The organism is Shewanella mytili (genome assembly GCF_046765975.1).
Lineage (GTDB): Bacteria > Pseudomonadota > Gammaproteobacteria > Enterobacterales > Shewanellaceae > Shewanella > Shewanella mytili.
Window position 1 is genome coordinate 416226 of sequence record NZ_JBKOUD010000001.1, and the last position, 12592, is coordinate 428817.

The window sequence follows — 12592 nt, forward strand, 5'->3', positions numbered from 1 at the left end:
TTTAATGCAGTTATTTAAAGACGATGCCGTCTCATGGTTGTCAACGCTGGCGGATGCGAGCGTTGACCTTGTGATCACCGACCCACCTTATGAATCGTTGGAAAAACACCGCAAAATAGGCACCACCACCCGGTTAAAAGTGAGCAAGGCCTCCAGTAACCCATGGTTTGACATTTTTCCCAACGCCCGTTTTACCGAGTTATTGCAAGCGATATTTCGGGTGCTTAAGCCCAATGCCCATTTTTACCTGTTTTGCGATCAGGAAACGATGTTTGTCATCAAGCCCCTTGCTGAAAAAGTGGGTTTTACATTCTGGAAACCCATCGTGTGGGACAAGATGTGCATAGGCATGGGGTATCACTATCGGGCACGATACGAATTCATTTTGTTTTTTGAAAAAGGCAAAAGAAAACTGAATGATTTGGCCGTGCCGGATATTCTCGAATTCAAAAGGGTCTATCGGGGCTATCCCACAGAAAAACCGGTGCCGTTGCTGGCGCAGTTAATCGCCCAAAGCTCCAATGCGGGGGAGTTGGTGGTTGACCCGTTTTTTGGCTCCGGAGCCACATTAATCGCTGCCACTGAGCTTGAGCGGCGGGCCATGGGCTGCGATATTGCCGACGATGCCCACGCAACTGCCCGCCAGCGTTATTTGGCAGTTACGGGGGAATGATTAGAGAGACGTACACAATAAAACGCCGACAAACATGCCGGCGTTTTGCAGGACCAAGGGTTATTTTTTATGCGTGGATATGCCCAAGGGCACATATAACGGACACCAGCCAAGTGCTGCGGTAAGCAGCGGAATAACCCCAATAATGCCCCACCAGGACTGATAATAATAGCCTGCCAGCATGATCCCCAGTCCAATGATCAGCCGGATGATTTTATCGGTTTTTCCCACATTGCATTGCATCGCTATTTCCCTCTCGCATACGGCTCATTCCATGAATGGGCAGATTGATGTGTTGCTCAATTATGCGCCAGACGACAAGGATAATCTATGGCTTTGTATTTTATGGGGGATTACCGGATGTTCTGCCCACTCAATGGATGCACACTGGCAACACCATTTTTCAGATGATTAACATGAATCAGGCCTTGGGTTAAATCAATCTGTGACCATTTCAGGTTTACCAGTTCCCGTAAATTCCGTCAGTTAATCTGGCGCTATCGCTTAACGCAAAGCATGAGTCGCAGAGGAAATTGTTGGGACAATAGCCCTATGGAACGCTTCTTCAGAAGCCTTAATTCCAACGACAGGTTACGGGAGCTTTACGGAAGCAAAGCAGAAGATAGGTGATTATATTCATGGCTATTACAGCCGACTGAGACCGCATTCGTACAACGGTGGTTTAACGCCAAATGAATCGGAAAAACGTTACTGGAATAGCTACAACTATGTGGCCAAAATGACTTGACCACTACAGAGGTGCTGCACAGTATACGCAGCACCTTTGGGGTTCCTAAATTAAAGGCGCTTATCCCCCTTACTGCCCCTTCCGGAAAGGATTGCAAAATAAAATAAGCAGAAACCTGCAACAGTAACACTTACAGCACTCTGAGGAATCACTTCGATTATCAGAAGGAGTAAAGGTGCTGTTGCGCCCAAATAGCACAGTAGATAATAAGACTTTTTACCCTTGAATTTGGGTAGTATAAACCTAAGAGCTACTGCGGCAATAATCATCATTAGAAGTATCATACCTTCTCCTTTAGTTCTGCTTGAGCTTCATCAGCGCATCAGCTACTGTCGTCGTTGCTGTTGCAGCTTCCACCGTTAAGGCTGTGGTGGTCGCCTGCCTAACTGATGCCTCAGTCAAGGTCGGGTCTTTTCTCATTAGGTGTCTCATGGGCTGTCCTAGCTCATTTATCTTCGGTGTTGCCCTCATGAGTCCGATAGCTGACGTACTTATATCCAAACCTGCATTGATTAAGGTGCCAGTTGTTTTACTTCCCGTAGCTCTTTGGAGGAGATTTTCTGATACAGACTGATTGCCTGATAGTCCTGAGTATATATTATCCCCGCCTTTTGCAACTATTACAGCCCCTGCGGCACAAGCCAATCCTCCGCTTCCATAGCAAATAGCGCCGCCAAGTAAAACCTGACCGGCCTGTTGGCCGAGTCATGAGAGGGTATCAGTATGGCATCAGCAGGTTGCCAGCAGGCGTTGCAGCAGTTCTGGCTGCCGTGCTGCCAGTTGCTGCTCTTCGGTCAACACATCCCGCAGGATTTGCTCGGTGGTTAATGGATTGGCCAGTACCACCCGCAAGACGGTGACGGTTTGGCGCTGGTAGCGGGCAGGTTGCAGCCGGGTACGGGACACAAAGGATTTTCCCTGTTCCCGCTGGCTTTTCTGGATGAGCAAGGTGAGTTCATTCAATAGCGCATTGATGCGGTTCACCTTGTCCCAGTCATGTTGGGCGATGGCTGCCGTGAGCGCTTGCTGTACGCGTTGCGGCACATAACGGTAGGTCAGCAGGCACAACTCGGGTTCGCTTATCAGTTCAAAATCCCCGTGCTGCTTGATTAATCCGGCAAAAAAGCGGGCTTTTTCCAGGGAGTTGTTAATCAGGATTTCGTAACCGTGATGGCCGATGATGTTCAGGCAGGCATGTACCAGCATGGCCATGCCAGGGCGGGAGCCTTCCAGGGTTTGCGACCCCAAATCCTTGGAGCCGCGGCGCAAGATATACTCTGCATGGTGGATAATGGCCCGGGCCAGTGTGGGATCGCGAAACAGCACCATCCCGGCCCCCATGGGCGCATACAGCTGTTTGTGGGCATCAATGGTGACTGAATCCGCCCGTTCAATGCCCGCTAGCAGGTAACGGTATTTGGACGACATCAGGCTGGCGCCGCCCCAGGCACCATCCACATGGAAGTGACACTGGTATTCTGCTGCCAAATCCGCCAGTTGGGGCAACGGGTCGATATTGCCGGTTTCGGTGGTGCCTGCCACCCCAACAATGGCCATAATCCGGATCCCGGCAGCGGTGAGGCTGGCGGCTTTCTCGCGCATTTTGGCCACATCCACCTTGTTGTTGGCATCGGTGGGGATGGTCACAATGTTTTGCCGGCCAATGCCCAGCAGATCGGCCGCTTTACCCAGAGAGTAATGGCCCCGTTCCGAGACCAGAATGGCCAGATCCTGCCAACCATAATGGCGCAGGGCGGCCATTAATCCGGCGCTGCCAACACCGGGAAAATCCCCGTCGGCTTTCAGCAGTTGGTTGCGGGCAATCCACAAGGCGGTAATGTTGGCTACCGTGCCGCCGGAGCAAAAGGCCCCCAGGGAATGATTGGCGCTGTGCATCCACTGTTGGTAAAAATGGGCATCGGCGCCGTATACCAGATGATGCATCATGCCCAGTACTTGCCGCTCCAACGGGGTAAAGGCTTTGGAGGTTTCAATTTTCACCAGATTCTGGTTGAGTCCCACCATCATTTTGGATAACGGCAGTACAAAGTAGGGCATGGCGGATGTCATGTGGCCGATGAAGCTGGGGGCGGCGGTATGCACTGAATGGGCCACCAGATTTTGCATCATCTCTTCGGTGTAATCCGACACAAACGTGGGCTCGGCAGGAATTTCATGGGCCTGAAAATCCTCTTCAATTGCACTTAACGGTTTTTCCAGCGCCACAATGTTTTGTGTCAAAAAGCCTGCTAAATCTTCAGATAAGGCATGTTCGATTTTGCTTAATGTGGATTCAGGCGCTTCCGGCACGGTGAAAATGCGCATGATGCTTTGCGCGGAGGCCGTTGCCTTGCGAGGCTTATTGGTCATGGATGCTTCGGTTCTCACATTACAAACGCTCGCCGGTGGCGGGCAAAGACTTTAATGGGGTGCTCACTTTACTGCAAGCAGGATAAGGCGACAAGCCGCAGGCGCTGCCGTATTGGCCAAAGTAGCAGCCGAACGGCAGACCCCAACCCCACCAAACCTTGGTAAATACAAGGGGTGGGGCGGCTGATGAGATTATGCGGGCGTTTTGGGGTGCTGCAGTCCGAGACACCAGATGGCGGCAATATTGCTGGCCGTCTGGTGCAGATTGGTACGGGCGTGCTGCAGGGCATGCTCCAGCGCCGTGGCGGCCGGAATAATGTCGAAAATGGCGCTCATGCCATGTTCCAGCACTTTTTCCGCGCCATCACCCAAACAGCCGGCAATGCCAATCACCGGGATCTGGCGCGCTTTGGCAAGGCGCAGTACGCCCATGGGGGTTTTGCCAAAAATGGTCTGGCCGTCAATGCGCCCTTCACCGGTGATCACCAGACTGGCACCGGCAAGTTTTTCATCCAGTTTGACGGCTTCCATCACGATATCAATGCCGGGACGCAGTTTCCCGCCCAGAAATGCCATGACGCCAAGACCCATGCCGCCGGCGGCGCCAGCGCCCGCTTGGTGACGCAGCTCCGTAAAACCACTGCTGACCAGAACATCGGCATAGTGGCCCAGTGCATTATCCAGCAGGGTGACCATCTCGGGGGTGGCCCCTTTTTGCGGGCCAAATACCGCCGAAGCGCCCCGTGTGCCACACAGTGGGTTATCCACATCGCAAGCCACTTCAAAGGTGCATTCTGCCAACAGTGGCTGCACCTGAGATAACTCAATGCGGGAAAGCTGTGCCAGTGCGCCGCCGCCAGGTGGCAGCTCTGCCCCGCTGTTGTCCAGCAATTTGACGCCCAGCGCCTGAGCCATCCCTGCGCCGCCGTCATTGGTGGCACTGCCGCCCAGCCCCAGAATGATGTGACGAATGCCACGGGACAGGGCGTCGTTAATCAGCTCGCCGGTGCCATAGGTGGTGGTGATAAGCGGATTGCGTTTTGCCGGGATGACATGATGCAGCCCCGATGCGGCGGCCATTTCAATGACGGCGGTAGGCGGCGCGTCAGCCGTGCGGCCCAAAATGCCGTAATGGGCATTTACCGGATCGCCCAGAGGCCCGGTTACCTGACGTTCAATGATGTTGCCATGGGTGGCATCCACCATGGATTGCACTGTGCCTTCGCCGCCATCGGCCACGGGTACGGTCAGGTATTCAGCATGGGGTAGGTGCCGTTTGAAGGCGGCCTCAATTACTGCGGCGACTTCCATAGCGCTCAGACTTTCTTTGAAGGAATCCGGAGCGATGACTATTTTCATGAGTTGTTCCTGTTACAGCATGGCTGCCGCCCGCGAGGCGGCAGCAAATCGGAATGGGTCGTTACAGCAGTACCAGGCTTAGCAACCATACAAAGGTAATGGTGACCAGCCCCTGCACCAGGGTTGCCATGGTCTGCGCTTTATAGGCCTGGGATACGCTCATGCGGCTGAACTGGGTGACAACCCAAAAGAAGCTGTCATTGGCGTGAGACACGGTCATGGCGCCAGCGCCAATGGCCATGACGGTCAGTACATGGCCCATTTCCGACCCCAACCCAATGGACTCCAGCATGGGCGCTACCATGGCCGAGGTGGTTACCAGTGCCACGGTGGACGAGCCCTGTGCGGATTTTAGCGCCGCAGCCACGATAAACGGCATGAAAATCCCGATACCCAGTGCCGAGAGGGTGGTTCCCAGGTAATCGCCAATGGGGGTTGCCTTGATGACCGCGCCAAAAGCGCCACCGGCACCGGTGATCAGCAAAATGGGGGCGGCGCTGGTAAGGCCTTCCGAAATCCTTTGGGAAAACTCCTGCATGCGTTTTTCCGGTTTCAGCAGCAGTAATGACAGGAACAAGCCTACCATCAGTGCATTTAATGGCTGACCGGCAAAGTGCAGCAAGGCAAAGAGGTTATCCGTACCAAAGGGTTTGGAGGGGAAATTAGCCACTGAGCCGACACAGATCAGCAAAATGGGGACGAAAATAGGGGCAAACGATGCCGCGGCGCTGGGTAATTTACCGTAAGCGGCTTTGACTTTTTCAAACTCTTCCGCCTGATGCAGCAACTCTTCCGCCCCTTCGCCCTGGGGTTCATCATTCATGAAGCGGTTGGCCCATAACAGGCCGGCAATGGCAGCCACGATGGCTACCACCAATCCGATGGCAATCACCAGTCCCAGACTGTTTTCCAGCCCTAAATTACCGGCTGCGGCAATGGGACCGGGTGTGGGCGGCACAAAGGTATGGGTGGCATATAAGCCGGTGGCTAGAGCCACACTCATGGCGACGCTGGACACTTTCATGCGGCTGGCCATGGATTGTTTCAGGCTGTTGAGAATGACATAGCCGGAATCACAAAATACCGGAATGGAGACCATGTAACCGATGATGGACATGGTAAGGGTGGGGAAACGGTTGCCCAACAACTTGATAACGGAGTCAGCCATGGTGATGGCCGCGCCGCTTTTTTCCAGGATGGTACCGATGATTGTCCCCAACACAATCACCAGACCGATATATCCCAAAATGCCGCCAAAACCTGTCCCGATGGTTTTGGCAATATCTTTCAGGGGTAAGCCGAAGCACAGCGCCGCAATGAAGGTGGCCAGCAACAGCGTTAAAAATGGGTGAAGCTTGAGTTTAGAGGTAGCGATCACGATGAAAATGATCACCCCCAGTAAGATTAATACCAGGTTCATGATGTGCCCTTAATTTTTTGTTATGTGGGTGGGTCTTCAGGCGCTTTTTATACCGGCAATCCGCATAAAGACTCGGTTATTATGCGGGATTGTGGCTGGATGAGGCTTTGGGGATGGGTACGGAAATAAGCCCGTAACCGGACAATTTTTTGTGCGTTTGCACAAAATTGCTAATGCTGTAAACGCCCGAGAACCTCGCCCAAATAAAGTTGTAGCAGGCCATCGAGTGAATTGAGCTCAATACCGGTGATTTGGGTGATTTTTTCCAGCCGGTAACGCAGGGTGTTGCGGTGAATGTACAAGGCATCAGCGCAGCGTTGCTGATCGCCAAAGTGCTGTAAATACACCCGTAACGTCTTGGTGAGCACGCCCCGGCGATCCCGCTGTTGTAACAGCTTAAATGGCGCGGCCAGCTCCTGGCCCCGCCAATCGTCCCCCAAACCGGACAGTAACACGGGCAACACGTAATGCTGGTACAGGTATTTGGTTTGCTCTGGCGCCCGCTGTTTGCCCTGCGCCAGGGTTTCGCATGCCGTTTGATAGGATTTGATAATGCCGCCATCGCCCGGGAAATAATGTCCCAGGGCAATTTTCAACACGCCCTTGGTATCGGCAGGCAAGCGCGCCAGCAGTTTTTCAATGCGCAGATCTTCCAGTGACGGGTTCCAGCAATGGCCATCCAGAAAAGCGGGCTTGAGGATCACCAACTGATCCAGCGCAGTCAGTGCCACCAGGTTATTACGCTGGGGGTATTCCAGTAATAGCTGAATATCCCGCAGATTGGTATGGGGAGTTGCTTGCGCCGGTAACTCGATGACTGCGGCGACTCTTGGCATGTTCAGGTCGATTTGCAGCTGTTTGGCCCAGGTGTGCATTTCGTCCGGATAAGGGCCTTGGTGGCGAATGAGCTGCAAAATGAACTCTTCCCGCTGGCGTTTTCGCCATTGTTCCAGCTCCATGGAGCTGGCTTGCTCCACCATCATCTCAGCGGTCATTTTGAGCAGTTCACCATATTGGGTGAGTTGCGCCGGGCTGCCGGTAATGCCTACCACGCCAATAATCTGCCCATGATAATGCAGCGGCAGATTAATGCCGGGTTTGACACCATGAAGGCTTTGCAGGCTGCCTTCGTCAATAATCACCGTACGATTTTGGCTGATGGCCAGCAGTGCACCCTCGTGAATGGAGTTGATGCGGCTACTGTCGCCTGACCCCAGGATCACGCCTTGGCTATTCATCACATTGATATTGTGATCAATGATGCGCATGGTGCGATCCACTATTTGTTGTGCGGTGGCGGCATCAAGGAAGTACATGGTTAAGGCTCGTTGATCAACATGGCAACACGTTGCTGCAGTATAGGTAACAGGGTTTGTTCAAACAATGGATGCTGCTTTAGCCACAAGCGGTTACGGGGACTGGGGTGGGGCAATACCATCATGTGAGGCCACAGTGTTTCCCAGTGGTTCACGGCCTGGGTAAGGGGCGCGCGGGCGAGCGGTGTACCGGCCAAATGCCAAGCCATGGCGTATTTCCCGAGCAGCAAGGTCAGCTGGATATTGGGCAGTGCCTGCAATAACTGCTGGCGCCAGTGGGTTGCGCATTCTGTCCGTGGTGGCAGGTCGCCCTGTGGTCGGCCGTTTTTTTGCTGGCTGCCCGGATAGCAAAATCCCATGGGCACCACGGCAAACAGTGACGGATCATAAAACTGCTCGCGGCTGACACCCAGCCACAATCGCAGTCTGTCGCCACTCATGTCATCGAAAGGTTGCCCCCGCTCATGGGTGATGCGTCCAGGCGCCTGGCCTGCAATCAGGATTTTTGCACCGGGCGCCGCTTGCAAAATGGGTTTGGGTGCCAGAGGGAGAGATGCTTGACATAAATGGCATTGGCGGATTTGCTGCAAGAGCATTGGCAGCGGCGTGGTGTGCATTGCCACTATTGTCCCTGTAGCCATTGCCACAGTTTGGCGAGGTTATACAAACACCAGGCGGTTGCCAGAAGCAGTAACAGCGCGCGGCCAACATGAAAAAAGGCTGGTTGTCGTGGTTGACGATTGATGGCAAACCAACTGATAAATAACGCTAAAATGGCCAGTGGCCACACAGAGGCTGACAGCAGCAGCAACAGTAGCGCTGCCCCAAGCAATATCCAGCCGGCATGGAGGCCACTGCGGTGCGCCGAGTTTTTAAGCTGCAAGGGCAGTAGTGTCAGCGCAGCGGCAATGATCACCAATCCCAGGTTGAGTGTCAGGTAGGCGCCAGAGCTGTTATCGGCCAGCAGCATGGCCGCTGCGATTAACGGCATGAGCAGGGATAGCAGGGTATGGCCAAGGGCAAACCGTTCACTGCTGTACTGTCCATTGAAGTAAAACAGCAGCTGTAATCCCAGATTAACCAGCGTGAAGCCCCCCAAACCGAGAATGACAAAAACACTGGCAAGTACGCCATTGGGTTGATCGGCAAACACGGGGAGCACGACGATCATCAGAGTTGCACCTAGCGTCAGGCGAGCACATAAAGAGGAGCTGAAGGTCATATCGCGGCTGTTCATGGTAAATAATCCGCCATACCATGTCGTAAACCGCAGCCAGTTGCAAGCATTGTTTCCGGCCCATGGCACCTGATGGCTGGCCGGAAAAATATCAGGTGGCTCCCTCCACCCAAGTATCGCAAGGTAACTGTGGTTTGGTATTTTACAAGATTGGCAGGCGGAATGTTAAAAATATGTGAATATCATAAAGGGCTGACGGTTGCCATACAAGTAAAATTTGCAAGGGTTTGCATGGATATGCGAGGGGATGGTGCCAGGGATTAAAAAGCCCGTTAACAGGTAACGGGCTTTGGGCGTTCAGGCTATATCAGAGCCGTATCAGAGCTTGTAATTGACGCTGAGCATTACCAGATGGGCATTATAGTCATGACTGGTATCACCAATGCTTAGCAGGTTCCAAATACCGTCAATGGCCAGATCGTTGGCGCTGTCATTGTCTTCATACTTGACCATTTTGTAATCAAGGCGCAGTGCCACCTTTTCTGATGCCTGATATTGGGCATACAGGTTGATGTCATGCTCTTTTGCAAAATAGTCACCGTAGTCGCCGGTGATCCCTTGGCGTACTTTGGTGGAAGAGTCAGATTTGGCGTAGGTGTAATCCAGCCCTAAACGGAGTTTCTTCTCCAATAGGTTATCGTAGTACGCTCCGGCACCGAACACATCCACCTTGTCATCCGTGTTGGCAAACCAGTTGGCCACGGTGCTGAAGTTGGCCGCGCCGGCCTGTTCATTTTTAATCAACTGGTGGTTGTAAAACAGATTCAGGTTCAAATCTGTCAACAGTTGATAGTTCACGTTGGCATCGTAGCTGAGCTCGCGGGATTCTGTCAGGCCGATTTTCGTGTCCTGATAATCATCCAGCGCATAGCGGCCACCAAAGTCGATGGTCAGCTTGTCAATGGGCGTATGGGTTACACGGGCTTCCACCATCTTGCGGTCGCGGTTGGCCAGATAGTATTTGCGCAGCAGCGGGTTGGCTTCTGAAGAGGTCCATTGTGAGACTTCATAATCAGAGCCGTCACGACTGCCATAGCTGCCTTTCAACCACATGTTCCAGTGTTCAAACGTGCTGACACCCAAGCGGGCCCACACGGTATGTTCATCGGTGACTTCACGGTCGCTATAGTTGCGTTCATCACGACGATAATCATAACCACCATTGAGTTTTACGCCGGTGGTGATGCGGTAGTCCGCCGCCAACTTGGCCCGTTGCACCGTGTTGTCATACGGTGTGTTGTACACGGTGTTGCCGGTAACGTTGTTAATGCTGACCTGGGTCCATTCATAGACGTCGGTCTGGTTGTCCCGGTCATAGTAGTTGTAGCTGGCAGACAGGCGCAGATCCCGGTTCAGCCGTTTCACCGCCCGGATATCCATGGCGGTAATGGCCACTTCGGCATCAAGATTACCTTCTGGCAGCGTGTAGCCGTAGCCTGTGGTGACAAAGTCCTGATCCTGGGTCATGCGTCCCATCATCATCCGGCCACTGACAACACTGCCTGCAGCGGCGTATTGGCCACTGAGTGATACGGTATGGGCATTATTGTCAGGATCCAGTGCCTTGTAACCCGTAGTGGCTGCGCCAAAGGTCGGGGAAAAGGCACTGTCAAATCCTAGGCTTTGATCATCATTACGGAAAAACGAGCCATTGTAGGTGAGGGCGGTAAACCAGTGATCACCGGTTAACTGTAGCCCTGCCTCCAGGGTGTCCGTACGGTAATCCACGGGCTCTGGCAGCATGGTTGCTTGGTTGAAAATGGTGCCGGTAGTGGTTTTGATACCGGTTTTGTCTTCACGCTGATAGCTGACAAAGGTTTTCCACAGTGTTTCGCCCTGAAACTCGAGGCCAATGCCGTAACGTTTGCGTTTCATGGACTGTTCAAAGGGCGATAAACTGGAGGACAGTTGGGTCATGTCATGGCTGCTGCCCGCGTTCACCCAGTTGGCTGGCAGTGACAAATAGTCAGAACCCACTCCCAGATAAGGGGTTTGTGCGCTATCGCCGTCGTAAGTGGTGATTTGGCGAAAATCCATCACTATCTTGTGCTGGCCGATTTTGCTGGAAGAAACGGCAGCCCGGCCGTTGTCCATCCCCAGGTTGCTGGTGGTAATGGCGGCCTGGTAGCCGTTTTTACCCCGGTAGCGGATGTCCGCATCCAGTTTGCCCACGGTTTCGTTGGCCGTTCCCATGGCATTGGCAGCGTGCATGTCATCGGCATTGTGATAGCCGACACTCGCGCCAATGTTGCCACTTACCCCAGTGTCGATTTTACAGGCACTGCATTTCCATTTTGTCAGATTAATGTTGGCGGTATTGGCATCGGCAATGCCATAGCCGTCAGCAGCCATGGCCGCACCAGCATTTGCCAGTAAAGCAATGGTGATCAAATTGATTTTAAATTTCATCTTCCTGCTCCCTTAGCGCTGCAGCAATTTACCAGACGGATGGTTGGAGCCATGTACCTGACTGTGACAGTTCAAACAGCTCTTGCCACCGGTAAAGGCGTTACCGTTTACAGTTGATCCCAAACCGGTATTGCCCATGTAGGCGTTGCTGGTATGGCCGTCGCTGGCATGGCATTGCTGGCACAGTTGTGGTGCGCGGGTTTTCAGCATGGCGTCATTTACGGTGCCGTGCGGGTTATGGCAGGTCACACAGTTTTCGGTGACCGGGGCATGTTCCCACAGTTTCGGGCCACGTTTTTCCGCATGGCAGCTGTAGCAGGTTTCATTGACGGATGGCTTCACAAGGTCGCTCTGGCTACTGGTGCCATGGGGATTGTGACAGTCGGTACACGTCATCTGGTTCCATTTCAGCGGATGGGCAGAGCGCTTGTTCATATCCGCTTTTTGTTTGGTATGGCAACTGGTACACACGGCCACTTCGGTGGTTTTTGACAGCACCGGATCTTTGGCTGCGTGAATGGTATGGCATGAAGCACAGGCCACATCGGCGTTGTCATGGTGACTGTCACTCCAGTTCATGCGTTTATCGTCCTGGTGACAGCTTAAGCAAACACTGTTTTGCTTTTCTGCGGATAACGTGGAGCTTTTGCCAAAGGCAATCATGGGCTCTTTGCCACCGCGGTTATGTTTACCCATTGGTCCGTGGCAGGCTTCGCATTGCAGGCCTGCCATGGGGCTTTTACTGGAGTCCACGGCACCGTGCACGCCCTGGAAAATGTCCATGACGTGTTCGGTTCTGCGGTGGCACATCAGGCAGCTATCTGCGCCTTTGGGGGAGTAATGGCCTTCGGCAAATTTTGTATCCAGCGTGGCTTCCACCTCTGCTGGTGTCATTTTGTCGTCCCATTTGGCAGCATGCGCCACCTGAGACAGCCCGAAAGACAACACAGTCGCCATCAGCGTGGTGCTGAGCACTGTTTTCATCTGTTGCTTTATATTCATTGTTGGCATCCTTGATTTGTCCAAACTTAACGGAAAGCAGGGAGGTTGATTAACCTCC

Annotated in this window: 11 protein-coding genes and 1 pseudogene; 2 read left to right on the forward strand and 10 right to left on the reverse strand. The window is 53.2% G+C overall.

Annotated features, from left to right (window positions below; translation table 11 throughout):
- Nucleotides 1-4 precede the first annotated feature (4 nt).
- The gene (locus ACIDEJ_RS01900; protein WP_411986392.1) at nt 5-673 is read left to right on the forward strand and encodes a DNA-methyltransferase; all 669 of its coding nucleotides are present in this window, start codon (nt 5-7) and stop codon (nt 671-673) included.
- Between the two features lie 60 nt (nt 674-733).
- Here ACIDEJ_RS01900 and ACIDEJ_RS01905 read toward each other — a convergent pair whose 3' ends face one another.
- On the reverse strand, nt 734-916 hold the full coding sequence (locus ACIDEJ_RS01905) for a YgaP family membrane protein (protein ID WP_411986393.1): 183 nt from the start codon (nt 914-916) through the stop codon (nt 734-736).
- Nucleotides 917-1138: 222 nt separating this feature from the next.
- Here ACIDEJ_RS01905 and ACIDEJ_RS01910 point away from each other — a divergent pair.
- Nucleotides 1139-1421: pseudogene (locus ACIDEJ_RS01910) on the forward strand (integrase core domain-containing protein); the annotation flags it as partial.
- Between the two features lie 294 nt (nt 1422-1715).
- On the opposite strand, the gene ACIDEJ_RS01915 reads toward ACIDEJ_RS01910, so the two are convergent.
- The 9 genes from ACIDEJ_RS01915 to ACIDEJ_RS01955 all read right to left on the reverse strand — a co-directional run bounded on the left by ACIDEJ_RS01915 (nt 1716) and on the right by ACIDEJ_RS01955 (nt 12534).
- On the reverse strand, nt 1716-1841 hold the full coding sequence (locus ACIDEJ_RS01915) for a hypothetical protein (protein WP_411986394.1): 126 nt from the start codon (nt 1839-1841) through the stop codon (nt 1716-1718).
- Between the two features lie 309 nt (nt 1842-2150).
- Nucleotides 2151-3791 carry a pyridoxal-dependent aspartate 1-decarboxylase PanP gene (panP, locus tag ACIDEJ_RS01920; protein WP_411986395.1) on the reverse strand — a complete coding sequence of 547 codons (1641 nt, stop codon included), beginning with the start codon at nt 3789-3791 and terminating at the stop codon, nt 2151-2153.
- Between the two features lie 192 nt (nt 3792-3983).
- Nucleotides 3984-5150, reverse strand: a complete 1167-nt coding sequence (locus ACIDEJ_RS01925; RefSeq protein WP_411986396.1) for a glycerate kinase — start codon at nt 5148-5150, stop codon at nt 3984-3986.
- A 61-nt stretch (nt 5151-5211) separates the two neighbouring features.
- Complete coding sequence (locus ACIDEJ_RS01930; protein WP_411986397.1) at nt 5212-6570, reverse strand: GntP family permease; 1359 nt, start codon at nt 6568-6570, stop codon at nt 5212-5214.
- A gap of 170 nt (nt 6571-6740) precedes the next feature.
- Nucleotides 6741-7886: a sugar diacid recognition domain-containing protein gene (locus ACIDEJ_RS01935; protein ID WP_411986398.1), complete on the reverse strand. Its 1146-nt coding sequence runs from the start codon at nt 7884-7886 to the stop codon at nt 6741-6743.
- A 2-nt stretch (nt 7887-7888) separates the two neighbouring features.
- Complete coding sequence (locus ACIDEJ_RS01940; protein ID WP_411986566.1) at nt 7889-8503, reverse strand: uracil-DNA glycosylase family protein; 615 nt, start codon at nt 8501-8503, stop codon at nt 7889-7891.
- 5 nt (nt 8504-8508) lie between these two features.
- Complete coding sequence (locus tag ACIDEJ_RS01945) at nt 8509-9123, reverse strand: hypothetical protein (RefSeq protein ID WP_411986399.1); 615 nt, start codon at nt 9121-9123, stop codon at nt 8509-8511.
- A gap of 318 nt (nt 9124-9441) precedes the next feature.
- Entirely contained in the window at nt 9442-11532 is a 2091-nt protein-coding gene (locus ACIDEJ_RS01950; protein WP_411986400.1) for an MtrB/PioB family decaheme-associated outer membrane protein, read from the reverse strand.
- A gap of 12 nt (nt 11533-11544) precedes the next feature.
- The gene (locus tag ACIDEJ_RS01955) at nt 11545-12534 is read right to left on the reverse strand and encodes a DmsE family decaheme c-type cytochrome (RefSeq protein WP_411986401.1); all 990 of its coding nucleotides are present in this window, start codon (nt 12532-12534) and stop codon (nt 11545-11547) included.
- Nucleotides 12535-12592: the final 58 nt, after the last annotated feature.